This is a genomic window from Chromobacterium sp. Beijing (assembly GCF_021496765.1).
Taxonomy (GTDB): domain Bacteria; phylum Pseudomonadota; class Gammaproteobacteria; order Burkholderiales; family Chromobacteriaceae; genus Chromobacterium.
The window spans coordinates 5,269,641-5,295,588 of sequence record NZ_CP053750.1; the positions used below are offsets into that span (position 1 = coordinate 5,269,641).

Sequence of the window (25,948 nt, forward strand, 5' to 3'; positions counted from 1 at the left end):
CGAATCGGTTCGTCGACCTTATCATTATGGTGGCGTCGCATCTTGCTGGCGTTTGCTTTGCGGGTCAAGCTCGGCGGGCACGTCCAGCTGGTCCGGGAACACCGGCGCCAGGCCGCCGTTGTCCTGATAGCTCTTGAGCTGGAACACATAGGCCAGCACCTGGGCGGCGGCGGAATAGAGCTTGGCCGGAATGTCCTCTCCCATTTCGGCGTGGAAGTACAGCGCGCGGGCGAAGCTGGGCGAGCGCATCACGATGACGTGGTGGTCCTTGCCGGTGTCGATGATTTTTTCCGCCAGCTTCAAAGACCCCTTGGCCACCACTTGCGGCGCGCGCATGCCGTCGTCGTACTTGATCGCCACCGCGTAGTGGGTAGGGTTGGTGACGATGACGTTGGCGCTGGGAATCTCCTGCATCATGCGCTTGCGCGCGGCTTCGCGCTGCATCTGACGGATGCGGCCCTTGACCTCGGGCGAGCCCTCGGCCTCCTTGTATTCCTGCTTGACCTCTTCCTTGGTCATGCGCAGCTTCTTGTGATAGCTCCACAGCTGGAAGGGCACGTCGATCGCCACCAGCAGAATCATCGCCGAAGTCACCACGAAGAAGGTGGTGATGATCATATCGGTCATCTTGGCGATGCCGGTGGGTAGCGGCATGGAGATCAGGCCGATGATTTCCGCGCGCTCGCGCCAGATGAACCAGGTGGCGATGCCGCCGATCAGCACACTCTTGAGAATGGCCTTCAGCGCTTCGGTGGCGGCGTTGACCGAGAATATCCGTTTGATGCCGGGCAAGGGGTTGAGTTTGCTGAACTTGGGCTCGACCGCCTTGAAAGTGAGGTTCCAGCCGCCCACCAGCATGGGCACGAACAGCGCCACCAGCGCCAGGCCGGCCAGGAGCGGCGCCAGGCTCCACAGCGCGTTGAAAATGGTTTCCTTGAAGCGGGTCAGCGCCGGCTCCACATTGTGCACCGTGGTCTGGTCGAAGGTGAGCAGCATGCGCATGGTCTGCGCTAGATTGGTGGCGATGTGGCCGCCCTGGGCCATCAGCAGCGCCACGCCGGCCATGGTGATGGCGAAGGTGGTCAGCTCGCGCGAGCGCGGGATATTGCCGTCTTCTCGGGCGAGGCCCAGCCGTTTCGCGGTCGCGGGTTCGGTGCGTTCTAGATCGGAATCTTCAGCCATGTCCGGTGTTTCATGCTTCTGTCTTGATTTTAAAGAGAATGGTAGCCGAAGCGGCGAGGCCGGGCCAGCTTTTCCGAGCCGGCTTCAAGTCGGGTACAATGGCTGGTATCAAAGATGGAATGAACACAATGCGACAGTATCTCGACCTGATGCGCCATGTGCTGGAACATGGCCACGACAAGTCCGACCGCACCGGCACCGGCACCCGTTCGGTATTCGGCCACCAGATGCGTTTCGACCTGCAACAGGGTTTTCCGCTGATCACCACCAAGAAGTGCCATCTGCGTTCCATCATCCATGAATTGCTGTGGTTCCTGTCCGGCGAGACCAATATCCGCTATCTGAAGGAAAACGGCGTGTCGATCTGGGACGAGTGGGCCGATGAAAACGGCGATCTGGGGCCGGTCTACGGCTACCAGTGGCGCAGCTGGCCGGCGCCGGACGGCCGCCACATCGATCAGATCGCCAATGTGGTGGCGATGATCAAGAACAACCCGGATTCGCGCCGCCTGATCGTGTCGGCCTGGAACCCGGCGCTGGTGGACGAGATGGCGCTGCCGCCCTGCCACAGCCTGTTCCAGTTCTACGTGGCCGACGGCAAGCTGTCCTGCCAGCTTTATCAGCGCTCCGCCGACATCTTCCTGGGCGTGCCCTTCAATATCGCCAGCTACGCCTTGCTGACCATGATGGTGGCGCAGGTGTGCGGACTGCAGCCGGGCGATTTCGTCCACACGCTGGGCGACGCGCATCTGTACAGCAACCATCTGGAGCAGACCGAGTTGCAGCTCTCGCGCGAACCGCGCGCTTTGCCGACGATGAAGATCAATCCGCAGGTCAAGGACATCTTCGGCTTCAAGTTCGAGGATTTCGAACTGGAAGGCTACGATCCGCATCCGCACATCAAAGCGGCGGTGGCGGTATGACGGCGGCCGGGAAGCCGCGCTTGACCCTGGTGGCGGCGATGGCGGCCAAGCGGGTGATAGGCATAGACAACCGCCTGCCCTGGCATTTGCCGGAGGATCTCAAGCACTTCAAGGAGGTGACGCTGGGCAAGCCGGTGATCATGGGCCGCAAGACCTGGGACTCGATAGGCCGGCCGCTGCCGGGCCGCCGCAACATCGTGGTGACGCGCCAGAAGGATTGGCGCGCCGACGGCGCGGAGGCCGCGCATTCGCTGGAAGAGGCTTTGGTCCTGGCCGGCGCGGTGGAGGAGGTGTGCCTGATCGGCGGCGCCGAATTGTACCGCCAGGCGATCGCCGGCGCGGATTGCCTGCGTCTGACCGAGATCGACGGCGATTACCTGGGCGACGCCCATTTCCCCGAGGTGTCCGCCGAACTCTGGCGCGAGGACAGCCGCGAGGCGCATGTCAGCGCCGCCGGGCTGGCTTACGCCTTCGTCGATTATCTGCGGCGCTGAGATCGCGTCCTGAAGCGGTTTCGCCTCGCCTTGTCCTTGCGCAGGCGACTGCGAACCGGTTTCGAGCCAAAAACCCGCCTTGAGTTATCCCCCCCAGGTAGGGATACATAGTTAGGGTCTTTTTAGGCAAATTTCTCACCGACACCCCTCTCTGAGGGGTATTTTTTCGTACCGCTACATACAAAGCTATACCCTGATTTGACATAGTATGTAAAAAGAACCCGGTTCTATGCACGACCGCTCTGATCTATAAGTCAGGGTCAGACCCACTCCCAACTCGTTGCCCGCCCAGTACGGTCAGTTGGCTGACTAGCCTGATTGCCTTCCACTACTGCCCTTAATCTTTCTGACAGGCATCTGACGAGAGCGCTTTGACCTTTGGCTTCGTTGCTACGCTTGCGTGTGTGCTGTATAACGTCTGCCCGCTAGCGCCTCATAACTTCTCGATTGGAGCAATGCGATGCCTCCGGCTACTACTTGGCGTGCCACGAAACCCACCGCTATGTCTGGATTGGTACTCTTAGCGACACAACGTCCACAGCCGGTGTCGACGCTGACCTCATGCCGAGCTTCTGCTTGGTGCATCGTGGCAAGACGCTCATCGTGGTCAGCGAGACGCATCAGGTCGTTGGAGAAGGCCGCGGATGGGTGTTTTGACCAGCGCAATGTACAGATAGAGCCCACTTTGTGTTCGTAAAAGTCAAAGCCCGCGTCTACACCGACGCTACGGGTATCTATACGGAGCTTCCGGTTCTTCTGACGCCAGTTGGCGTGCTAGAGCCACTGCTCGACTACTTCCTCTATCGCAGCCACGACCGCAGCCTGGCGTGGATGACGAAGGTAATCCGGTCGGTGCGGATGTTCCTCGAGTACCTGCAGACGAATCCGGCTGAAAGTGACACTTACCGACTATTTCAGAACTTTGCCCAGCGGCTCTACACCGGGACCTTCGATCGGGAGACTGGCCTCGACCCTAGCAACCTGTGCTGGTCACCACGTTCACCGCAGGATGCTTCGCACATCATCACCCACCTGACCGACTTCTTCGACTGGCTTGGCGAGATGCGCCCTGAGGCGGCCAAGGTGAATCCACGCTATGTAGGTGGGGCCTTCGACCGACAGACCGACCAGGCTGCTTACCAATACCGACGCAGCAAGGCCTTCCTGGGTCACACGTGGGCAGCGAACGCCTCTCCCGCCGGGAGCGGACACCACGTCCGGAGCCGGCGCCTACCCAAAGTCGAAAAGGGCGAGCCGCCAGCCTTCCCAGAGGAGCACTTCGAGAAGCTGCTGGTCCAAGGATTCTGCGCAGCCGGGCGCTACGACTATCGCAGCATGCTTATCACTCTGCTGCTGCACGGCGCGGGCTTCCGCGAATCGGAGCCTTTCCACCTGTACATCTCGGATGTGTTCCCGGACTCCACCAATCCATCCCAGGCCAAGGTCCTCATCCATCACCCGAGCTACGGTGCCGCACCCGCCGATTGGCGCGACGAGCGGGGACGACCACGTAAAGGTAACCGAGCGGAATACCTCGCCCATCAGTTCGGCCTCGCACACCGCACCGACCTAATGAACTGCCGGCACGCCGGCTGGAAGGGGGGCACACACGATGGGGCCTACTACAAGCAGGCGTACTGGTTCTTGCCGGAATACGGCGAATGGTTTCAACTTCTCTGGTACCGCTACCTGGAACAGGTCGCACGTATTGAGCGCGACCACCCCTTCGCCTTCATCAACCTGCACCGCGAGCCCATCGGTGCCATGTACTCGCTCTCCCAGTACAACAAGGCTCATGCCGCTGCGTGCGAGCGCATCGGACTTACGGTGGGCAAGGCTCTGGGCACGACGCCACACGGCCACCGCCACGCCTACGGCCGCCGCCTGCGAATCGCCGGCGTCGACAAGGCTCTCATCCGTCGTTTCATGCATCACGCCTCGCTGGAAAGCCAGGAGGTCTACACCCAGGCCAGCACCCACGAAGCCCTGGCTGCGCTCGAAGCAGCCATGCAGCGACTGCAAGGCAATCACACCAGAATACAGTCTGCATTTAGCCTATTGCCAGGCATTGAACTTAAGTAACTCATTGACTTTCATGACAAAAAAGACGAACACAACTGAGTCGAAAGCATCTACCATTCCGGCCCCAAAAGCCAAAAGAGTGAAGCGTAGTACGGATGTGACCCTCGGCTGGGTTGCGCGGGACTATCCACAGCTCGATTCTTGGCGAATCCTGGCGGTAGAGTGGTTAAAGGGGGAGACCAAGCGTGTTCACGGGCGGCTGGAAGCCTTGGCAGTCTTCTTTGTACGCTACCTTATCCAGCAGAAGCTGCCGCTCGCCCCTGCAGTGTTCCTCGCACGTGATACGGTCCTGCCCGATTTTTACCGAACAGCCTGCCCAGACTCTGGCAGCGGCATCGAATACAATAATTACATCCATACCTTTCTGCACTTTGTGCTACTGAGCGAGTTCAGCGAAGCAGATGACTTCAGCCCCCCTGTGGTCTCGCCGGTATTCCATAACCCGGTGCCAAGGATGTCCAAGAGTGGCCTACCGAAGCGCGACGAGAGTGTCCATTCGCCACTACCCTACGGCTACATAGACGAACTGCGACAGATGCTCGCGGCAGGACCTCACTTTCGTGACTGGCAGTGGGCGCAGAGTGGACTGGGCGCTGAAATTGGCCAGCGTGGGCGAAGCGGTCCTGATTGGTTTGAGGTATCCGAAACCGAGATTGACCGGAGTGACCCGGACTGCGTGTGGCGTGAGCGTACAATGAAAAATGGCACTACCCGCCTGGAAATGTGGAGTCCGGTCCGCTGGGTAGCCCTGCTTGTGAAACTCATCTTACCATTGCGCACCTTCCAGGTCCGTATGCTGGACTCGGGCGAAGCGGATACCTGGCGCTACGCGGCAGGGAGTTGGACGTTGAATTCGAGCCGGCTCGCGCATGGCAATGAACGGAGACCGCTGCAACAGGGGGTGTTCCGCCGCCGCAGCTTACTCACCGATGGCGAGTCCATATCGACCGTACTCTACATCAATACCAACAAGACCGCTGATATCGCCAAGTCCGGTCCCGAGAAGGGTTACGTATTACCGTGGTCCTTTGGTGGGCCGGTGCAGCAGGATGTCTTCTACTGGCTGGAAAAGCTGCGTAACTGGCAGGAGAAATATAACCCCATCTCGCAGCGTTCCTCTTGGAGGGATCTGGACGGCCGTCACCTCAATGGAAAGAGCGAGATGCAACTCGCAGGCTATCCTGACACTTGCTTCCTCTTCCGCTTGCCCGAGGCAGCCGAGAGCGAGCGTCAGCTTCCCCTGAGGATACATACTTTATTCGCAACGTGGTTTCCTCTGTTGGAAGCACTAGAGAAGCGACTCGCCGACCGAGGTGAAACTCATCGCAACGGCATGCCGATTCGATTCCTCCCACCAGAGGAAGATCAGAACAGAAGGCTAACAACGCTCTTCCCGCTGCACAGCCTGCGCGTCTCCCTCATCACCGCGCTGGCCCTGGAAGGGCAAGTGCCTTTCCCTGTCCTCCAGAAACTCGTTGGCCACAGTCGCCTGTTAATGACCTTGTATTACATCAAACCTGGCGCAACGCACATCCGCGACGTGCTGCTCCGCGCGGCGGAGCGGCTGGAGATGAACAAGGAGGCGAGCATCCAGCACTTCCTGCTCGACACCGAGCATAACGAACTCTTGCAAAAGACCATCTGCAACAGCGTACCCAGCCTCGCCGCCGCTATTCCGCAGCATCCGGCCGCACGCAATCCGGCGGGCTGGATGCCGATGCACCACGGCCTGTGCCTAGTCGGCGGCAATACCAGTGAGGTCGAAGAGAACGGTGCGGTGGGCGGCTGCTATAACGGTGGGTCGATGATTGCCAAGGGTTCTTCGTCAATGAATCCGAAGTACGGGCCCGTTCCGGGCGGAAGTCGGAACTGCGTGCGTTGTCGCTGGTTTGTGACCGAGCCGCACTACCTGCCGGCGTTGGCCGCCCACTTCAACACACTTGCCTACCACTTCGACGAAGCGCGCAATGCCTGTCTCACTCGCGAAAATGAGCTTCAGGGCTTGAAGAAACAGAAAGCTGATGCAGAGGATGCGGGCAGGCCGTTCGCCCGGATGGATGCTTACCAGAAGGCCGAACGGGTGTGGGAGGGCGCCATGAAGCACTTCAGCGACTTCGCGGAGGACCTCGTAGCCTGCTGGCGTCTCATCGAACGCTGCAAGGCGGCGCTCGACGCACCGCAGGGAAAAGGTACCCCGTTGGTGGCCACCGGCACGGTGTGCGACGTGCATGTCGCCTTCGAGGAAACGGAGTCGGAATTGCTCCAGCTCGCCAGTGTATGCGAAAACGTCGAGGTCTACCCCGACCTGGAACCGGGCAAGGCGGTGTTCCGCCGCAGCCAACTGCTCGATGCGGTCCTTTACCGTGAGAACCGGCCTCCCATGTTCATGCTGTTGAACGAACAGGAACAACTGCTCGTAGGCAACGCCTTCATGCGCCGCCTCGCCCAGCAGATGAACCCAGCGAATCCAGCACTTGGCCAACGGGATGTGATCCGCCTAATGGATGCCGGCGTAAGCCTTAGCCAGCACTTCGACATGGACCTTTCCTCACTGCTGGCCACGACAAATCGCGCCCAAGCGTTTCCCATCGGGCACCAGGCCCTCACGGGAGATGATGCATGAATGGTGTGACAGACATCCACCCGGACGCAGTACTTGAGTCGCTACTCGCCAAGGGCGGGCGCTCCAATAAACGGGCGAACTTGACGAAGATGCACGAACTGTGTCGCAAGCAGCATGCCACCGGCTCCCGTGACTTCTCGCTGCCTACCATCGGTCGCTTGGCTGAAGCAGAAGGCATCCTGAAAGGTCGAGCGCTCTACAATGCCCAGTCCGCCGACTACCGGGCGCTTATCGAAGCCTGGGTGGCCTACGCCGGGCCGCCCGCGTCTAAGCCTCCAAAGACGCTGGCGAGCCACGAATACCTGATGCGAATTGAGGACCCAGCCATTCGCTCCATCATGCAGGCTATTATCGTCGAACGGGATAAGCTCAAGGCGCAACTCAATGTCCTAAGGGGCAACACGCAAGTGACCGTCGACCGTCGTCCACTGGGAGCAACTTTCTCGACTGTCCCCAGCGTGTCTCCAGTGGCCGTGCTAGAGCTGGCAGCACAGCTGACTCCATCAGAGCGTGAAGCCTTACAGAAGGCAGTATCGACCGACTATCTGGAAGAGCGCGGCCTGCGCGAAGGCAGCCACGGCGAAATCGTCAACGAACGTGGGCGGACGGTTTTTGAGGTGGGCTTTGCCCGGGGAATCCGCAAGGTGCTGGGCGAATGACACCGGCTGCGCCCTCACGACGAGTATGGAATCTGCCCCCCCCCAGAGATACAAGTCGCATAATACGAAAAGCGCCGACGTTACCGCCGGCGCTTGGAAGTTACTATGCATTATGATGTATTTCTACATCGCAAGACTTTGATGCAGAGAAGGCTTTACTAAAAAGCTTTCATAGCTACCTACTCACGAACTATGTACCGTTAGGGTATAAGTTCCAATGGCGGGTTTTTTGATGAAGGCGGTTGCGGGTTCCGGATGAGGCTTGCCGTCTTGCCGCGTTTTCCGTTCCAGGGGTCAGGGGCGGTCAATCGAGCTCGTTGCGACGATACAGGCTCAGCGCGACGCCCAGTCCCGCCAACATGCCGGCGCAAGCCCGGTTCAGCCAGCGCATGGTCCGGCCGGATAAGAGGCGCATCGAGTGATAGCCGCCCAGGGCGTAGACGCTCATCAAGGCGATGTCGATGACTGCGGTCAGCAACGCGAGGCTAAGGTATTGAGCCACGATGTCGTCTTGGGGACGGATGAATTGAGGTAGGAAGGCGGAGAAGAACAGCAGCCCTTTGGGATTGGAAAGAGCGACCAGTAGCGAGCGGACAAAGGCGGCCCGGCCGGTTGGAGGCCTTACGGCGCTCGCGTCCGCCTGAATAGGGCGGACGGGCGCTCTCCATAGCGCCGCGGCCAAATAAAGCAGATAGGCTGCGCCGATCCACTTCACCAGCGTGAACAACTGTTCGGAGGCCAGCAGAAGCGCGCCGAGCCCACAGGCGACCGCGCCGATCAAGATCAGGTCCGACAAGGCCGCGCCGGCGATACCGCAGGCCGCGACCCGTTTGCCGCCATAGGCGCCATTGTTCAGTGCGAGCAACATGGTGGGGCCGGGCGTGGCGGTGACGGCGGACACCGAGACCACGTAGAGAGCAAGTGTTGCTGAGTCCATTCATGACTCCTTAATGACTCGGCTCGTGAAGGAGCGAAATAGGATCAAAACCTGTTTTCCGCTTCTCGGGGGCCGAAAGTTGAGGCGTGCAGCAGGCCTGGCGTGAGAATGAGCACGGATTACTGTAGCCGTTTGTTGGATGCGGGGCATGCTTCGGCGGTCTCGCTTCGGTCTTCGAGCCATGCCCGTTTCGGCGAATGGGCTTGCAAGGCGTGGACGCAGGACAGCAGGTGGAGGATTGACGCAAAAAAACGCCAAGACGAGAGTCTTGGCGTTTTGTCCGGCGGAGGTTTTCCGCCATGGCTGCGCAGCGCTTAGCCGAGCACGGTGGCCAGTGCGGCGTTGAAGCTGGCGCTAGGGCGCATCACCGCGCCGCACTTGGCGGCATCGGGGTGGTAGTAGCCGCCGATGTCGGCCGCTTTGCCTTGCACCGCCTTCAGTTCGGCCAGGATCTTCTGCTCGCTGTCGGCCAGGCTCTTGGCCAGCGGCGCGAAGCGGGCTTGCAGCTCCTTGTCGTCGGACTGGGCGGCCAGCGCCTGAGCCCAGTACATGGACAGGTAGAACTGGCTGCCGCGGTTGTCCAATTCGCCGGTGCGGCGCGACGGGGACTTGTCCTCGTCCAGCAGCTTGCCGGTGGCGAGGTCCAGCGTCTTGGCCAGGATCTTGGCCTTGTCGTTGCCGGTCTTGATGCCCAGTTCCTCCAGCGACACCGCCAGCGCCAGGAACTCGCCCAGGCTGTCCCAACGCAGATGGTTTTCTTCCAGCAGCTGTTGCACGTGCTTGGGCGCGGAGCCGCCGGCGCCGGTCTCGTACATGCCGCCGCCGGCCATCAGCGGCACGATGGACAGCATCTTGGCCGAGGTGCCCAGTTCCATGATGGGGAACAGATCGGTCAGGTAGTCGCGCAGAATGTTGCCGGTCACCGAGATGGTGTCCAGGCCGCGGGCCACGCGTTCCAGGGTGTAACGCATCGCGCGCACCTGGGACATGATGTGGATTTCCAGGCCGCTGGTGTCGTAATCCTTCAGGTAGGCGTGCACCTTCTTGATCAGCTCGTTCTCATGCGGGCGGTACGGGTCCAGCCAGAACACCGCCGGCATGCCGGAGTTGCGGGCGCGGGTGACGGCCAGCTTGACCCAGTCGCGGATCGGCGCGTCCTTCACCTGGCACATGCGCCAGATATCGCCTTGCTCGACGTTCTGCGACAGCAGCACCTCGCCGGTGGCGAGGTCGACGATGTTGGCGACGCCGTCTTCCTGGATTTCATAGGTCTTGTCGTGGGAGCCGTATTCCTCGGCCTTCTGCGCCATCAGACCGACGTTGGGCACGGTGCCCATGGTCTTGGGATCGAAGTTGCCGTGCCATTTGCAGAAGTTGATCATCTCCTGGTAAATGCGGGCGAAGGTGGATTCCGGCATCACGGCCTTGGCGTCGTAAGGCTTGCCGTCGGCGCCCCACATCTTGCCGCCGGCGCGGATCATCGCCGGCATGGAGGCGTCCACGATCACGTCGTTGGGCGAGTGGAAGTTGGTGATGCCCTTGGCCGAATCCACCATGGCCAGACGCGGGCGGTGCTCCTGGCAGGCGTGCAGATCGCGAATGATTTCTTCGCGCTTGGAGGCCGGCAGGGTTTCGATCTTCTCGTACAGGGTGGCCATGCCGTTGTTGACGTTGACGCCCAGTTCCTCGAACAGCTTGCCGTGCTTCTCGAAGGCTTCCTTGTAGTAGATCTTGACGCAGTGGCCGAACACGATGGGGTGGGACACCTTCATCATGGTGGCTTTGACGTGCAGGGAGAACAGGATGCCGGATTCGCGGCAGTCTTCCATTTCACGCTCGTAGAAGTCGCACAGCGCCTTCTTGCTCATGAACATGGAGTCGATGATCTCGCCGGCCTGCAGCGCGACCTTGGGCTTGAGCACGATGGTCTGGCCGTTCTTGGTGGTCAGCTCCATCTTCACGTCGCGCGCCTTGTCCAGCGTGATCGACTTTTCGCCGTGGTAGAAGTCGCCATGGTGCATGTGGGAGACGTGGGTCTGCGACCACTGCTTCCATTCGCCCATCGAGTGCGGATGCTTCTTGGCGTAGTTCTTCACCGCCAGCGGCGCGCGGCGGTCGGAGTTGCCCTCGCGCAGCACCGGGTTCACCGCCGAGCCCAGACATTTGGCGTAGCGGTCCTTGATCGCCTTGTCGGCGTCCGAGGCCGGATTTTCCGGATAGTCCGGCAGCGGGTAGCCCTTGGCTTGCAGTTCCTTGACGCAGGCGATCAGCTGAGCCACCGAGGCGCTGATATTGGGCAGCTTGATGATGTTGGTGTCGGGCTGCTGGGTCAGCTTGCCCAGCTCGGCCAGGGTGTTCGGCACTTTCTGTTCGTCGGCCAGATAGTCGGGGAATTCGGCCAGGACGCGCGCCGCCAGCGAAATGTCCGCGGTGGCGATTTCAATGCCGGCGGAGCCGGCGAAGGCTTGCACGACCGGCAGGAAGGCGCTGGTCGCCAGCGCCGGCGCTTCGTCGGTCAGGGTGTAGATGATTTTGGGCTGTTCCGATGGCATTACTCTATCTCCTTTATCTTGTGACGACAGAACGATTGCGCAGGGCGCTGCCGGCGCATTGAAAGACCTTGGAAAGGCGGATGCCGGGCCCAGGCGACGCGGCCTGAACGCGGTCCGGAGACTCTCTGGCAATTTTCAAAAGCGAATTATACCTCTGTGCGCGCGCTTGGCTCGCAGCGCATTTGAACTTTTATGCTTGATAACTGCGCGGCGGCGGTTCGAATGCGAATTATAGGCCGCATCCGGCGCGTGCATGCGCCGGCTTCGCCGGCAAACTTGCGGCGCGCGGCGCGCGGCTCTTGTATCATTCGCCTCATTCTTTCTTGCCGCTCTTCACGCCATGTCCCGACTCATTCTGCTCAACAAGCCCTACGGCGTCATCTGTCAGTTTTCCGAGCATCCCAAGCATCCGACGCTCAAATCCTGCGTGCCCTTGCCGGGCGTGTATCCGGCGGGGCGGCTGGACACCGACAGCGAAGGCCTGTTGCTCTTGACCGGCGACGGGGAATTGCAGCACCGCATCGCCAATCCGCGCTGGAAACTGCCCAAGACCTATTGGGTGCAGGTGGAGGGGCTGATTCGCGAGGAGCAGCTGGAGCAGCTGCGCCGCGGCGTCGACCTGGGCGATTTCACCACCCAGCCGGCGCAGGCGCGGCGCATCGAGGCGCCCGCGCTGTGGGAGCGCACGCCGCCGGTGCGTTTTCGCAAGACGGTGCCGGACGGCTGGCTGGAGATCGTCATCAGCGAGGGCAAGAACCGTCAGGTGCGGCGCATGACCGCCAAGGTGGGGCTGCCGACGCTGCGCCTGGTGCGGGCGGCGATCGGGCCGTGGGCGCTGGACGGCCTGCAGCCGGGGGACATGCGCGAGCTGGAGGTGGATCTTGCGGATTTGCCGCGGGTCTCGCAAGCTCAGCGCATCGCCAAGCCCGGCGCGCAGCCGCGCGGCGGCGGTTTTCGGCGCGGAGGCCCGCGCAAGCCTTGAGCCGCACCCGAAGCGAGGCTTGCCTGGCGCCGACGGCGCAAAGAAAAACGGGGAAGCTTTCGCTTCCCCGTCCTGGGTGTCGCACGCGGCCCTGTTCTTTGGGCCTGCGCTTAGGCGCGGTGGCTGTCCTCGAAGTAGGCGATAGGCCCGGCGCTGGTTAAGCCGATGTGGAAGGTCGAGCTTTCCGGGAAGGTCTCGCCTATGCTTTCCGCGGCGCGCACGATCTCGTACAGCACTTCCACTTCCTTGAATTTTCGGGTGATGTTGTCATTGCCCAGCAACCAGGCCCGGATTTCCTCGGCATGCGGGTGGTTGTTTTCCAAGTCCAGCTGGCAGGCCGGCGTGCTGATCAGGCTGATCGCAGGCGGCATGCTGATGTCCAGTTGTTGCAATTGTTGGTTCGCCAGTTCGGCGAAGCTGGACAATTCGAGGTTGGCCCGCTCACGGATGGAGGAAAGGGCAATGCTTCCATCGTCCGTGACCTGACTGAACAGCTGGACCAGGCCCGGGGCGGTGGCAGTGTTTTCAAGCGACATTGTTGTTGCTCCTGTCTCGGATGTTACCTTCTAGTAATATAGGAAACGTCCCCGGGTCTGGCCTGGTCATTTGGCCAGTTTCTTTAATTCATAGAGCAGAGCTTGCGCTTCCCGTGGCGAGAGATCGTCTAGATCGACCTCCAGAAGGCGTTCGACCGCGGGATTCGGTTCCGGTTCCACGTTTGCCGTCGTGGGTAAACTGATAAATAGGTCTGGCTGCACGCGGCTGGCGGAGTGGTTCTCCAGTTCGGTCAGATAGCGGCGCGCTTCCCGGATCACTTTGCCGGGCACGCCGGCCAACTGGGCCACCGCCAGGCCGTAGCTCTGGCTGGCCGGACCTTCCTCCACATGGTGGAGGAACACGATGCGGTCCTTGTGCTCCACCGCGGACAGATGGACGTTGGCGACGCTGGGATATTCGCTTTCCAGGCTGGTCAGCTCGAAATAATGGGTGGCGAACAGGGTATAGGCGCGGCTTTTCTCTATCAGCGCCTTGGCGATGGCCCAGGCCAGCGCCAGGCCGTCGAAAGTGGAGGTGCCGCGGCCCACTTCATCCATCAGCACCAGCGAGTGTTCGGTGGCGTTGTTGAGGATGTTGGCGGTTTCCGTCATTTCCACCATGAAGGTGGAGCGGCCGCCGGCCAGGTCGTCTGAGGCGCCGATGCGGGTGAAGATGCGGTCTATCGGCCCGATCACCGCGCGTTGGGCCGGCACGAAGCTGCCGACGTGAGCCATCAGGGTGATCAGCGCGTTCTGGCGCATATAGGTGGATTTACCGCCCATGTTCGGGCCGGTGATCAGCAGCAGTTTGCGGGTGTCGGACAGCCGGGTGTCGTTGGCGATGAAGCGCTCCACCTCCGCCTCCACCACCGGGTGGCGGCCTTCGATGATTTCCAGCCGCGGTTCGGCGACGAATTCCGGCTCCACGTAGTTGTTGACGCTGGCGCGCTCGGCGAAGGCGGACAGCACGTCCAGCCCGGCCACCGCCTGGGCGATCAGCTTCAGGTCTGGGATATGCGGCGCCAGCTGGTCCAGCAGGTCTTCGTACAACTGCTTTTCCAGCGCCAGCGCGCGGTCCTGCGCCGACAGCGCCTTGTCTTCGAATTCCTTCAGTTCCGGCGTGATGTAGCGTTCGGCGTTCTTCAGCGTCTGGCGGCGGCGGTAATCGTCCGGCACCTTGTCGCCCTGGGCCTTGGTGACTTCGATGTAGAAGCCGTGCACGCGGTTGAATTCCACTTTCAGCGTGGGAATGCCGGTGCGTTCCTTCTCGCGCGCTTCCAGTGCCAGCAAGAAGGCGCCGCAGTCGGTCTGGATCGCGCGCAATTCGTCCAGCGTGGCGTTGAGGCCGTGGTTGATCACGCCGCCGTCGCGCAGAAAGGTGGAGGGCTCGGGCAGGATGGCCTGGCTGAGCATGGTTTCCACCGGGGAGTCATCCGGCAGCAGACGCGCCAGCTCGCCCAGCAGCTCGGCGTCCAGGCCGGCGGCCAGCCGCTTGACGCCGGTCAGTGCCTTCAGCGAATCGCGCAGCGCGGCCAGATCGCGCGGGCGGGCGCTGCGCAGCGCGATGCGGGCGGTGATGCGTTCGATGTCCGCCACTTCGCGCAGCTGGGCGTGGGCGTCGTCGTAGGCCGGCAGCAGGGCGCGTACCGCTTCCAGCCGGCGCGCCAGCTTGCCGTGGCTGCGCACGGGGTGATGCAGCCAATGGCGCAGCAGGCGGCTGCCCATGCTGGTGGCGCAGCCGTCCAGCAAGGAGGCCAGGGTCGGCGACGGTTCGCCGCGTATGGTTTCGGTCAGTTCCAGGTTGCGGCGGGTGGCGCCGTCCATGCGGATCAGTTCGCCGGCGTCTTCCACCGCCAGATTGGCGATGTGGGCTGGGTTCACGCTCTGGGTGGTCTTGACGTATTCCAGCAGCGCGCCGGCGGCGCCCACTGCCACCGGCAGGGTGTCGGCGCCGAAGCCGGCCAGGTCGCGGGTGCCGAAGTGCCGGGTCAGCGTCATCTGCGCCGATTCGATGTCGAACTGCCACGGCGGCAGTTTTTTCTTGGGCGCGGCCACGGTTTCGAACACATTGAGGCCGGTGTCGTCCGGGATCACCAGTTCGGCCGGCTTCAAGCGTTCCAGCTCGCTGTGCAGATCGTCCACCCGGGTCTGCAGCACTTTGAATTCGCCGCTGGCGAGGGATAGCCAGGCCAGGCCCAGCACGCCCTTGACCATGTTCACCGCCAGCACCAGGTTGTCGCGCTTGTCGTCCAGCAGCGCGGCGTCGGTCAGCGTGCCGGGGGTGACGATGCGCACCACCTTGCGTTCCACCGGACCCTTGGACAGGGCCGGATCGCCGATCTGTTCGGCGATGGCGACGGATTCGCCCATCTTGACCAGGCGCGCCAGATACCCTTCCGCGGCGTGATAGGGCACGCCGGCCATCTTGATCGGATTGCCGCCGCTGGCGCCGCGTGTGGTCAGGGTGATGTCGAGCAAGCGAGCCGCCTTCTCCGCGTCCTCATAGAACAGTTCGTAGAAGTCCCCCATGCGATAGAACACCAGCTTGTCGGCGTGTTCGCGTTTGATGGCCAGGTATTGCTGCATCATCGGGGTGTGTTGGGGCGTGCTCATCGGCTATGGGCTCTTATGTTTTCAATGGACAACAGGATGCCGCGACCGCGGCCCGCGGATCAAGGCCGCGCGGGCGCCGGGCATCCCTGATTAAAGATTTCAGCCCCGCGCGGGGCGGGGCTTTGGAGAGTCGGCGCTATTTTAGCGCAGCCCGACAGCGGCGTCAGCCGCGCCGGGCATGGGCGTCGCAATGCGGTTTGCATGAGGCGGCGTCTTGTCAAGCGAGCCGCTCAACGATGGTTGTGATTGACTTGGTTTCATTGCGAATTTATGATTTATATCAAAGTTTCAGAAATTCCTGAAAATTGAGAACGTCATGAATCTATCGCCACTCGTCCAGTCTTTCGTGCTGCATTTCGGTGAAATGGGCAGCCGCTGGGGCATCAATCGCACCGTCGGGCAGATCTACGCGCTGCTATATGTATCTGAGAAGCCGCTGAACGCGGATGAAATCGCCGAAAGCCTGAGCTTCTCGCGCTCCAACGTCAGCATGGGACTCAAGGAGCTGGAGTCCTGGCGCCTGGTCCGGCTGCAGCACTTTCCCGGCGACCGCCGCGAATATTTCTCCACGCCCGACGATGTCTGGGCCATCTTCAAGACCCTGGCCGAGGAGCGCAAAAAGCGCGAGGTGGAGCCCACGCTGACCATGTTGCGCGGCGCCATCATGGAGAAGCCGGCCAGCGACGCGGAACGCCACGCGCAGCAGCGGATGAAGGAGATGCACCAGTTGATCGAACTGGTGACCACCTGGTTTTCCGACATCCAGCACATGGACGTGGAGACCTTGCAACGCTTGATGAAACTGGGCTCGCAGGTGCAGAAGATCCTGCAGTTCACCCACTCGCTTTCGAAACTGACCAGTCGCGACGGCGACAGGGAGTAGCTATGGACTTTGACCCGTTGGTATTGGCGCGCATTCAGTTCGGCGCCAATATTTCCTTCCACATCTTGTTTCCCACCATCAATATCGCGATGGGCTGGGTGCTGCTGTTCTTCAAACTGCGCTATCTCAAGACCGGCCAGCAGGGCTGGATGGACGCCTACGGCTTCTGGGTGAAGATTTTCGCGCTGTCCTTCGCGCTGGGCGTGGTCAGCGGCGTGACCATGAGCTTCCAGTTCGGCACCAACTGGCCAGGCTATATGCAGACGGTGGGCAATATCGCCGGTCCCTTGCTGGCTTACGAAATCCTGACCGCCTTCTTCCTGGAGGCCACCTTCCTCGGCGTGATGCTGTTCGGCCGTTCCAGGGTGTCGGAGCGGGTGCATACCTGGGCCACCTTCCTGGTCGCCTTCGGCAACACGGTGTCGGCGTTCTGGATCCTGGCCTTGAATTCCTGGATGCAGACCCCGGCCGGCTTCAAGATGGTGGACGGCAAGGCGGTGGTGACCAGCTGGCTGGAGGTGATCTTCAATCCTTCGCTGCCTTACCGGCTGACCCATATGCTGATCGCTTCCGGCCTGACCACGGCCTTCCTGGTGGCCGGCCTGTCCGCTTATCGCCGGCTGAAGGGCGACCGCAGCGACGGCGCCAAGATGGCCTTGAAAACCGGCGTGATCACCGCGGCGCTGCTGATTCCGCTGCAGATCTTCGTGGGCGACATGCACGGCCTGAACACCTTCAAGCATCAGCCGGCCAAGCTGGCGGCGATTGAAGGCATCTGGCATACCGAGAAGGGCGCGCCGCTGTTGCTGTTCGCGCTGCCCAATGCGGAAACGCGGCAGAACGATATGGCGGTGGGCATTCCCAAACTGGCCAGCCTGATCATCACCCACGATCCCAACGGCGAGATCCGCGGCCTCAACGAGTTCGCCCAGCATCCGCCGGTGGGCAAGGTGTTCTGGAGCTTCCGGGTGATGGCGGGCGTCGGCGCGCTGATGCTGCTGGTGTCCTGGCTGGCCTGTTGGCAACTGCGCCGTCGCGGCCAGCTGGCGCCGCTGATGCTGCGGGCGCTGGTGGGCATGACTTTCGCCGGCTGGGTGGCGACCCTGGCCGGCTGGTACGTGACCGAGATCGGCCGTCAGCCGTGGCTGGTGGAAGGGGTGCTGACCACCGCGCAGGCGGCGGGCCCGGCGACGGGAGGCATGGTGGCGTCCACCCTGGCGATGTATCTGGGTCTATACCTGGTGTTGCTGACCGCCTATGTGTCGGTCTTGTTCTACATGGCCGGCAAGGCTGCCGGCCAGTCCGGCGGCGAAGCCGCGCATCTCGAGGAGAAACTGGCATGAGTGGCGCTGTGTATTGGTTGCCGGTGGTGTTCGCCGGCCTGATGGCCCTGGCCATGCTGATTTACGTGGTGCTGGACGGTTACGATCTGGGCGTGGGCCTGCTGCTGCCCTTCGCCGAGGACGACGAGAAGGACATGATGATCGCGTCTATCGGTCCGTTCTGGGACGCCAACGAAACCTGGCTGGTGCTGGGCGTGGGCTTGTTGCTGGTGGGCTTCCCGCTGGCGCACGGCATCATCCTGGGCGAACTCTATCTGCCGGTGGCGCTGATGCTGGCCGGCTTGATCGTGCGCGGCGTGGCTTTCGATTTCCGCGTCAAGGCGCGCGAACCGCACAAGCCGTGGTGGAACGTCGCCTTCGCCTGCGGTTCCCTGTTGGCGGCGTTGACCCAGGGCGTGATGCTGGGCCGCTATCTGACCGGTTTCGCCGAAGGCTGGCTGGCCTGGGGTTTCGCCTTGCTGGCCGGCATCGGCCTGGCGGCGGCCTATACGCTGTTGGGCGCAGGCTGGCTGATCATGAAAACCAGCGGCGCTTTGCAGGCCAAGGCGGTGGCCTGGGCGCGGCGCAGCCTGGCCGGCGCCGGCCTGTCGGTGCTACTGGTGTCGGCTGCCACGCCGCTGGCCAGCAGCCATATCGCCGCCAAGTGGTTCGCCTTGCCGGAGTTCCTGCTGTTGCTGCCGCTGCCCTTGGGTTGCATCGTGTTGTTCGCCACCTTGTGGGTGATCCTGCCGCGGCTGGCGGTGCGCCAGGCGGCAGGCAACGACAATTGGTGCTGGGCGCCGTTCGCCTGCACCGTCGGCATCGTGCTGTTGTCGTTCTGGGGCCTGACCTATAGCGTGTTCCCGGAGGTGGTGATCGGCCGGCTGAACATCTGGCAGGCGGCCAGCGACACCGCGGCGCTGTGGGTGATCTTCTGGGGCGCGGCGGTGGTGCTGCCGGTGATTCTGCTGTACACGGCCTTCGTCTATCGGGTGTTCCACGGCAAGGCCAATGCGCTGACTTACCAATAAGCTTGCGATTTCCGTCCTTGACGAAGCCGCCTTTGCCGAGCAGAGGCGGCTTTTGCCATACTGGAAGCGCGTCATCCGCCTGCAATCCGCGTCGGCGACAATGACGCCTTTTGTCCGAGGTCCGCAAGGAAGCGCCCATGTCCCAATCCACGTCCGGCCGGCAATGGCCTTATCCCCGCTTCATCGCCCATCGCGGCGGCGGCGTCCTGGCGCCGGAGAACACCCTGGCGGGATTTCGCGAAGGCTTGCGCTACGGCTACCGCGGCGCGGAATGCGATGTGAAGCTGTCCGCGGACAATGTCTGCTTTCTGCTGCACGACGACACGGTGGAGCGCACCAGCAACGGCCGCGGCGCGGCGGCGGCGATGAGCATGGCGCAATTGGCGCGGCTGGACGCCGGCGGCTGGAAGGGCGCGGCTTTTGCCGGCGAGCCGATGCCGACGCTGGACAATGTCGCCGCTTATTGCCTTGCGCACGGCATCGCCTTGAACATCGAGATCAAACCCTGCCCGGGACGGGAGGCGGACACCGGCGCGGCGGTGGCGGCGGAAGCCGTGCGGCTATGGGCCGGCGCCGCGCAGCCGCCCTTGCTGTCGTCTTTTTCCGACGAGGCGCTGCGCGCCGCGCGCGACGCCGCGCCGCATTTGCCGCGCGCCTGGCTGGTGGAGCAGGCGCCGGCGGACTGGGAGGCGCGTTTGCGCGAACTGGCTTGTATTGCGCTGCACTGTGATCACCAGAGCTTGAGCGCTGAGCTGAGCGCCGAGATCAAGCGAGCCGGCTTTCAATTGCTGTGCTACACGGTGAACCGGCCGGCCGACGCCGAGCGCTTGCTGGCCTGGGGCGTGGACAGCGTCTGCACGGATCGCTTGGATTTGCTGCGGCCTATTTCAGATTGAAAGCCTTGAAGCTCCCGTCCGCCCTCATCGTCAGGATGGCGTGGTTCAGCCGTTGCATGGCGTCGTCGCTCAATTGAGGATGGCAGGCGAAATAGATGTCCGTCTCATTCACCACCAGGGCGACGCGCGGCGTCGCCATTTTCATTTTGTCGGCCATGCCCTGTATGCCCACATCCAGCGTGGCCAGCAAGTCGATGCGGCCCAATTGCAGTTTGCGCAGGCTGGTTTCCAAGTCCGCGCTTTCGTCCAGCGCCCAGCCCTGTTGTCTTAGCCGGCTGGCCACGGCGGTGCCGCGGACGGCGCCGATGTGGAATTGCCGGGCCTGCTCCGCCTTGCCGAAGCGGCGGGTCTCGTCTTGACGCGCCAGCAGCACCAGTCGCAGGCGGATGATGGGCTCGCTCCAGCGGAACAGCGCCTCGCGTTCGGGAAAGCGGGCGGCGGTCAGGCAGGTGTCCGGGGTGTGCCGGACCAGCAGCACCGCGCGGGCGGTGGGGTAGGGCGCGAACTTGAACGGCAGGCCGGCGCGTTGCGACAGCGCGCGCATCAGGTCGATGGCGGCGCCGGAGACGCGTTGCTGATCGGCTGACACTTCGATGATGGGGGGCTGAGGGCTGACCAGTATGGTCAGCCCGGCCGCCGCGGCCGGCGCCGGGGCCAGCGCCGCGATCCCCAGCCACAGCAGGCGCCGCATCGCGGCCTAGACGCTGAAGCGGCCGGCGAGCTGCCCCAGCCGCTGCGACACCGACTGCAGTTCGCCGGCGGTCTGCGCGCTGGCTTCGACGGCGCTGGCGTTGGTTTCCGACATCCGCGCCACGCTCTCCACGTTTTGCGCCAGGGACTGGCTGGCGCTGCTCTGTTCCTTCAGCCCCTGAGTGATTTGATGGATGCTGTCCAGCACCTGGTCCACGCATTGGCGGATGGAGGCGATGCTGGCGCCGGCGTTGCGGGTGTTTTCCTGGCCTTGCATGATGGCGCTCATGCCGGTTTGCATATTGGCGATGGCCTGCTGCGAGGTGCGCTGGATGTCGGAGACGATGGTGCTGATCTCGGTGGTGGATTGCGCGGTGCGTTCCGCCAGCTTGCGCACCTCGTCGGCCACCACGGCGAAGCCGCGGCCTTGTTCGCCGGCGCGCGCGGCTTCAATGGCGGCGTTCAGCGCCAGCAGATTGGTTTGGTCGGCGACATCGCGGATCACATCGACGATGCTGGCGATGGACTCCGATTGCTGGCCCAGCGCGCCTATGGTTTCCGAGGCCGAGGACACGTCGCGCACGATGCTGTCCATGCTGGCGCTGGCGTCGTGGATGATGGCGTTGCCCTCGCTGGATTGGCTGACCGCGGCGCGCGAGAGTTGATTGGCTTGTTCCGATTGCTCGGCGCTGACCATCAGGCTGGTGCTCAACTGTTCGATCGCCGCCGCCATGCTGGCCGCCGCCTGAGTTTGCTTGGTGCTGCTGTGGGACACGTTCTGGGCGCTTTGCGCCATCTGGTCGGCGGCCGAATTGACTTCGCGCGAGGTGTCCAGCAACTGGGTCACGGTGTCGCGCAATTGGTCGCGCATCTGGCCGATGGAGGCCAGCAAGCTGCTACGGTCCTGTTCGCGCAACTGGATGCGGGTGCCCAGCTGGCCGGCGGCCAATTGCTCGACCACGCTTTGAACGTAGAAAGGCTCGCCGCCCAGTTGCAGGGTGATGGACAGATAGAGCTGGTGGAACAGGAAGCTGGCCAGCAGCATGGCGGCCAGGCCGATGCCGATGTAGAAATTGCGCTGGGCCTGCATCCGTTCGATGCGGGCTTGCAGCAGCGTGTCCAGATTGTTCAGCGTCACGTCGCCGAAGCGGGCGCCGATCTCGGCGTTTTTCGCCGCCATGCCGCTCACCGCCAAGGCCGCGCCGGTTTGGCCGGCGATGGCCTTGTCTATGGCCGCGCCCTGGCCTTGATGAAACGCGGCCAAGGCCTGGGATTCGGCGTTCAGCGCGGTCTTCAGCGCCGGATTGTAGGCCAGCGCCTTGGCCAGATCGCCATTCAAGCCGTCCAGCGCGCCGTTGATCAGCGGGCGCAGCTCCACCAGGCGGTCGCGTTCCGCCGGCGTCAGCGCCTGGCCGGCTTCCGGTTTGGCAGCCCAGGCCAGCGCTTCGCCGATATAGTTGCTCAGCGAGGGCAGCTTGGCGGTGGCGGCGTCCATCAGGTAATAGCTGTCGATGTCCGGGTCCAGCGTCAGATTGGAATTGTCGCTGGCTGCGCCGAGCAGGGCGTTGAGTTTGTCCGCTGTGCTGTCAAAGCTGGCGATCACTTGCGGCGGCGGCGCCGCGCCTATCCGCGACAGCGTGCCTCGCGCGGCGCTGGCGGTTTTCCAGGCCTCGTCGGTTTGCAGGATGGCGCCGTATTGTTCATGGGCGCTTTGCAGCCGGTTCCAGCCTTGCTCCAACTGCGCCTGCGCCGCCGGCAGCGCCGCCTTGGCGGCGGCCTCGCCCTGCGCCGCACGCACGGCCAGATCCTGAGCTTGTTCCAGCGCGCCCAGCAGGTGATGCAGCGGCTGGATGTAGGACACGCCGACTCTTTCTTTTTGCGAAAAGTCGATATTGTCCTGATTGGTTCGATACAGACCGTACACCATATAGAGTAAGGCGACGGCAAAGACCGCGCCGATCAGCGCAAAGCGGCTGGGGTAGCTCAAGCGCTGCATCAGCCTTACCACGGGCGTTGTCATGATTTCGCTCCTGACTGTGGCGGCGACGCCCGCAATGTGAACGTCTACCGCGCCAGTTCCAGAATAGGCAATTTTCACGGACTGCGATTGCCGCATGAAATGCGATGGCTGGGCTGAAGCGCCGCGTATCAGTTCATTGCGGGCGGGAGCATGAGCTTTGCCTTGTCTGGCGTATGAAGGCAACCGGCCATAATGCTTAAGTCATCAAAAATGACTTTTGATTGTTTTGTGCTTGGATAAATAGGCCGCTCTCTGGACGGGATCAATGACAAAGGCGTGTCCGGGCGCGACGGAAAGCCGGCTGGCGCGGCTTTGGCCGATGGCGTCCGGCATTGCCAGCAATCACTCTATTTTGCTAAATTCGCCGGGTTTCGCATCAAAACAGTCTGACGAAGCGGTGTCCCGAAGCAGGCGGCCTGAGGGCCGCGGGGAGCTGTCTCGTCAAGACCGCAACCCTCGAGCCCGGCGCCAAGATCGGGACGGGGTCAATCTTCCAGTCTGAAATCCTTCCGGCGCGCGTCGCCCATTTCCAGATTGCCACGCTCAGAGCTTTAAGAGGATCCATGGACTTGCTTCATTCGTTTATCAATGCCGCCAATGATGTGATTTGGGGCAAGATGCTGATCGGCCTGTTGTTGGCCGTCGGCTTGTATTTCTCGTTGCGTTCCGGCCTGTTGCAGCTGAGGCTGTTCGCGCGCGGCTGGCGCGAAATGATGGGCGGCCGCGGCGGCCATCGCAGCAAGGACGATATTTCGCCGTTCCAGGCTTTCGCCACCGGCCTCGCCAGCCGGGTGGGCACCGGCAATATCGCCGGCGTGGCCATCGCCATTGCCGCCGGCGGCCCCGGCGCGGTGTTCTGGATGTGGCTGACCGCCATGCTGGGCATGGCCAGCGCTTTCGCCGAATCGACTTTGGCGCAGCTGTTCAAGACCAATCACCATGACGACACCTTCCGCGGCGGCCCGGCCTACTACATCCAGAAAGGCCTGGGGCAACGCTGGCTGGGCGTGATCTTCGCCCTGTGTCTGATCCTGGCCTTCGGCCTGGTGTTCAACGCGGTGCAGGCCAACTCCATCGTGGCGGCCACCGAGGGCGCCTGGGGCTGGAACCGCTATATGGTGGGCATCGCCCTGGTGGTGATGACCGCCCCCATCATTTTTGGCGGCGTGCGCTCGGTGGCGCGGGTGGCCGAGTGGCTGGTGCCGGTGATGGCGGCCATTTATCTGCTGATGACCTTCTATGTCTTGGCGGCGCACGCGGCCGAGCTGCCGGGTTTGATCGTGTTGATCGTCAAGAGCGCCTTCGGTCTGGAGCAGGCGGCGGGCGGCTTCGCCGGCTATGCGGTGAGCCAGGCGATGATGCTGGGCATCAAGCGCGGCCTGTTCTCCAATGAGGCGGGCATGGGCTCCGCCCCCAACGCGGCGGCGACGGCGACTTCGCGTCACCCGGCGAGTCAGGGCGCGATCCAGATGTTCGGCGTCTTCATCGACACCATGGTGATCTGTACCGCCACCGCCGCCATCATTCTGCTGTCCGGCGTGTATGACCAGGGTTTGAGCGGCGTGGCGCTGACGCAGAAGGCGATCGAATCGCAGTTCGGCCCGATAGGCGCATCCTTCCTGGCGGTGGCGATGTTCCTGTTCGCCTTTTCCACCATCATCGGCAATTACGCTTACGCCGAGGGCAATGTCGAATTCATCCGCAGCAATAAGGGGATCTTGCTGGCCTTCCGTCTGATCGTGCTGGCGATGGTGATGTTCGGCGCGGTGGCCAGCCTGCCGCTGGTGTGGGATATGGCCGACTTCGCCATGGGCCTGATGGCGCTGATCAATCTGGTGGCCATCGTGCTGCTGTCGCGTTATTTCTTCATCGTGCTGAAGGATTACGAGCGTCAGCTGAAGCGGGGCGAGTCCACCCCGGTGTTCAAGGTGGCGGATTACCCGGAACTGGCCGCCAAGGTGGAAAAAGACATCTGGTAAGCCTGCGTCCGGCTCCAACGATAAACAGCCCGCGTCCAGACGCGGGCTGTTTTGTTGCTAGCCTCGTTCAAATGGTCTTGGAGTAGCGCGCCTGGGTGCGGCGCTCCCGCAGATGGCGGTCGAAGATCATCGCGATATTGCGGATCAGGAAGCGGCCCTTGGGCTCCACCATGATGAAGTCGCCGTCGAAGGACAGCAGGCCCAGTTGCTGGTATTCGCGGATCTGCGGCAGTTCTTCGGCGAAGTACTCGGCGAAGTTGATGCCGTGGATCTCTTCCAGCGCCTCCACCGACAGCGAGAAGCGACACATCAGGCCCTGGATGATGCTGCGGCGCAGGATGTCGTCATTGTCCAGCGTCAGCCCGCGCAACACCGGCAGATGGCCGCTGTCCAGCGCCGCGTAATAACTGTCCAGGTCCTTGGCGCTCTGGCTGTAACAGGGGCCGACCTTGCCGATGGAGGACACGCCAAGACCGATCATGTCGCAGTCCGCATGGGTGGAGTAGCCCTGGAAATTGCGTTGCAGCCGGCCCTGGCGCAGGGCGGAGGCCAGTTCGTCGTCCGGCTTGGCGAAGTGATCCATGCCGATGAAGACATAGCCGGCGTCGGCCAGGCGCTGCACCGAGTCCTGCAGGATGTCCAGCTTGGTTTCCGGCGAGGGCAGATCGGCCTCGTTGATGCGCCGCTGCGGCATGAACACGGTGGGCAGGTGGGCGTAGTTGTACAGCGCCAGCCGGTCCGGCCCGATGGCGATCACCTTGTCCAGCGTGCGGCGCACCGATTCCCGAGTCTGCAGCGGCAGGCCGTAGATCAGGTCGACGCTGACGGACTTGAAGCCGGCGTCGCGCGCGGCCTGGATCACCTCCAGCGTTTCCTCTTCGGACTGCACCCGGTTCACCGCCTGCTGCACCGCCGGTTCAAAGTCCTGAATCCCGACGCTGATGCGGTTGAAGCCGAGTTCGGCCAGTTTGAAGATTGTCGCCGCGCTGACTTTGCGCGGGTCTATTTCTATGGAATACTCCCCCTCCTTCAAGAACTCGAAATGAGTCTTGAGCAAGGTCATCAATCGTTCCAGTTGTGCGTCGGACAAGAAAGTGGGGGTGCCGCCGCCGAAATGCAGCTGTATCACTTGCTCGCGGCGGCCCAGACAGGAGGCGATCATGCGGACCTCCTTCTCCAGGTAGTCCAGGTACAAGTCCGCTTTGCCGCTGTCCTTGGTGATGATCTTGTTGCAACCGCAGTAGTAGCAGATAGTGTTGCAAAAAGGTATATGAGCGTACAATGATAAAGGTTTCCGGTTGGCGCCGATGCTGCGCTGCCGTAGCCAGTGGATGTAGTCTCTTTCGGCAAAACCCGGCGTAAAGCGATCCGCTGTCGGGTATGACGTATATCTAGGACCTGTCCCGTCGAGGCGCTCAATCAGCGCGCGGTCGAATTCAAAATGGGCAGGAGAAAATGGGTGGGTGGTCTTCATGTCGTATTTGGATGGCAAAACCTCTGGTGGACTGGTAAATTTGCGGAAATCCTGCGAATTTCGCTTTGAT

Annotated in this window: 18 protein-coding genes and 1 pseudogene; 11 read left to right on the forward strand and 8 right to left on the reverse strand. The window is 62.4% G+C overall.

The genetic code is table 11. The features are described from left to right. Window positions 1-24: 24 nt before the first annotated feature. Entirely contained in the window at window positions 25-1,182 is a 1,158-nt protein-coding gene (gene flhB / locus HQN78_RS24720) for a flagellar biosynthesis protein FlhB (RefSeq protein ID WP_107800370.1), read from the reverse strand. 128 nt (window positions 1,183-1,310) lie between these two features. On the opposite strand from flhB, the gene HQN78_RS24725 reads away from it, so the two are divergent. The 5 genes from HQN78_RS24725 to gmtX all read left to right on the forward strand — a co-directional run bounded on the left by HQN78_RS24725 (window position 1,311) and on the right by gmtX (window position 7,963). Further along, the gene (locus HQN78_RS24725) at window positions 1,311-2,105 is read left to right on the forward strand and encodes a thymidylate synthase (protein WP_107800369.1); all 795 of its coding nucleotides are present in this window, start codon (window positions 1,311-1,313) and stop codon (window positions 2,103-2,105) included. Next, on the forward strand, window positions 2,102-2,599 hold the full coding sequence (locus HQN78_RS24730) for a dihydrofolate reductase (protein WP_235087026.1): 498 nt from the start codon (window positions 2,102-2,104) through the stop codon (window positions 2,597-2,599). The genes HQN78_RS24725 and HQN78_RS24730 overlap by 4 nt, the downstream gene beginning before the upstream one ends. Before the next feature lie 687 nt (window positions 2,600-3,286). After that, entirely contained in the window at window positions 3,287-4,681 is a 1,395-nt protein-coding gene (gene gmtY / locus HQN78_RS24735) for a gamma-mobile-trio recombinase GmtY (RefSeq protein WP_235084823.1), read from the forward strand. A 79-nt stretch (window positions 4,682-4,760) separates the two neighbouring features. After that, window positions 4,761-7,304: an integrase family protein gene (locus tag HQN78_RS24740; RefSeq protein ID WP_235087028.1), complete on the forward strand. Its 2,544-nt coding sequence runs from the start codon at window positions 4,761-4,763 to the stop codon at window positions 7,302-7,304. Next, window positions 7,301-7,963: a gamma-mobile-trio protein GmtX gene (gene gmtX / locus HQN78_RS24745; RefSeq protein ID WP_227106578.1), complete on the forward strand. Its 663-nt coding sequence runs from the start codon at window positions 7,301-7,303 to the stop codon at window positions 7,961-7,963. Before HQN78_RS24740 ends, gmtX begins: the two co-directional genes overlap by 4 nt. A 304-nt stretch (window positions 7,964-8,267) precedes the next feature. Here gmtX and HQN78_RS24750 read toward each other — a convergent pair whose 3' ends face one another. Together HQN78_RS24750 and HQN78_RS24755 are read right to left on the reverse strand one after the other, a co-directional pair. Beyond that, entirely contained in the window at window positions 8,268-8,900 is a 633-nt protein-coding gene (locus HQN78_RS24750; protein ID WP_235087031.1) for a LysE family translocator, read from the reverse strand. A gap of 314 nt (window positions 8,901-9,214) precedes the next feature. Then, the gene (locus HQN78_RS24755) at window positions 9,215-11,452 is read right to left on the reverse strand and encodes an NADP-dependent isocitrate dehydrogenase (RefSeq protein ID WP_235087033.1); all 2,238 of its coding nucleotides are present in this window, start codon (window positions 11,450-11,452) and stop codon (window positions 9,215-9,217) included. 340 nt (window positions 11,453-11,792) lie between these two features. Here HQN78_RS24755 and HQN78_RS24760 point away from each other — a divergent pair. Continuing rightward, window positions 11,793-12,329 (forward strand): annotated as a pseudogene (locus tag HQN78_RS24760) (pseudouridine synthase); the annotation flags it as partial. Between the two features lie 215 nt (window positions 12,330-12,544). On the opposite strand, the gene HQN78_RS24765 reads toward HQN78_RS24760, so the two are convergent. Next, a complete protein-coding gene (locus HQN78_RS24765) occupies window positions 12,545-12,970 on the reverse strand; it encodes a hypothetical protein (RefSeq protein WP_107800364.1) in 426 nt (141 codons plus the stop codon). Window positions 12,971-13,036: 66 nt separating this feature from the next. Next, the gene (gene mutS, locus HQN78_RS24770) at window positions 13,037-15,583 is read right to left on the reverse strand and encodes a DNA mismatch repair protein MutS (protein WP_227104713.1); all 2,547 of its coding nucleotides are present in this window, start codon (window positions 15,581-15,583) and stop codon (window positions 13,037-13,039) included. A gap of 316 nt (window positions 15,584-15,899) precedes the next feature. On the opposite strand from mutS, the gene HQN78_RS24775 reads away from it, so the two are divergent. The 4 genes from HQN78_RS24775 to ugpQ all read left to right on the forward strand — a co-directional run bounded on the left by HQN78_RS24775 (window position 15,900) and on the right by ugpQ (window position 19,715). Further along, window positions 15,900-16,466, forward strand: coding sequence for a GbsR/MarR family transcriptional regulator (locus HQN78_RS24775; protein WP_107800362.1), 567 nt, complete (start codon window positions 15,900-15,902; stop codon window positions 16,464-16,466). A gap of 2 nt (window positions 16,467-16,468) precedes the next feature. Continuing rightward, window positions 16,469-17,809 (forward strand): cytochrome ubiquinol oxidase subunit I, encoded by a 1,341-nt coding sequence (locus HQN78_RS24780; RefSeq protein ID WP_235087039.1) that lies wholly within the window; start codon window positions 16,469-16,471, stop codon window positions 17,807-17,809. Next, window positions 17,806-18,819, forward strand: coding sequence for a cytochrome d ubiquinol oxidase subunit II (locus HQN78_RS24785; RefSeq protein WP_019100876.1), 1,014 nt, complete (start codon window positions 17,806-17,808; stop codon window positions 18,817-18,819). The genes HQN78_RS24780 and HQN78_RS24785 overlap by 4 nt, the downstream gene beginning before the upstream one ends. A gap of 137 nt (window positions 18,820-18,956) precedes the next feature. After that, entirely contained in the window at window positions 18,957-19,715 is a 759-nt protein-coding gene (gene ugpQ, locus HQN78_RS24790) for a glycerophosphodiester phosphodiesterase (protein WP_235087042.1), read from the forward strand. Here the strand turns inward: ugpQ and HQN78_RS24795 are convergent. Next, window positions 19,702-20,406, reverse strand: a complete 705-nt coding sequence (locus tag HQN78_RS24795; protein WP_235087045.1) for an ABC transporter substrate-binding protein — start codon at window positions 20,404-20,406, stop codon at window positions 19,702-19,704. The genes ugpQ and HQN78_RS24795 overlap by 14 nt on opposite strands. A gap of 6 nt (window positions 20,407-20,412) precedes the next feature. Next, window positions 20,413-22,425, reverse strand: coding sequence for a methyl-accepting chemotaxis protein (locus HQN78_RS24800; protein WP_227104704.1), 2,013 nt, complete (start codon window positions 22,423-22,425; stop codon window positions 20,413-20,415). A 563-nt stretch (window positions 22,426-22,988) separates the two neighbouring features. Here HQN78_RS24800 and HQN78_RS24805 point away from each other — a divergent pair. After that, window positions 22,989-24,404, forward strand: coding sequence for a sodium:alanine symporter family protein (locus HQN78_RS24805; RefSeq protein WP_107800357.1), 1,416 nt, complete (start codon window positions 22,989-22,991; stop codon window positions 24,402-24,404). 67 nt (window positions 24,405-24,471) lie between these two features. Here HQN78_RS24805 and hemN read toward each other — a convergent pair whose 3' ends face one another. Beyond that, a complete protein-coding gene (hemN, locus tag HQN78_RS24810; protein ID WP_107800356.1) occupies window positions 24,472-25,878 on the reverse strand; it encodes an oxygen-independent coproporphyrinogen III oxidase in 1,407 nt (468 codons plus the stop codon). Window positions 25,879-25,948: the final 70 nt, after the last annotated feature.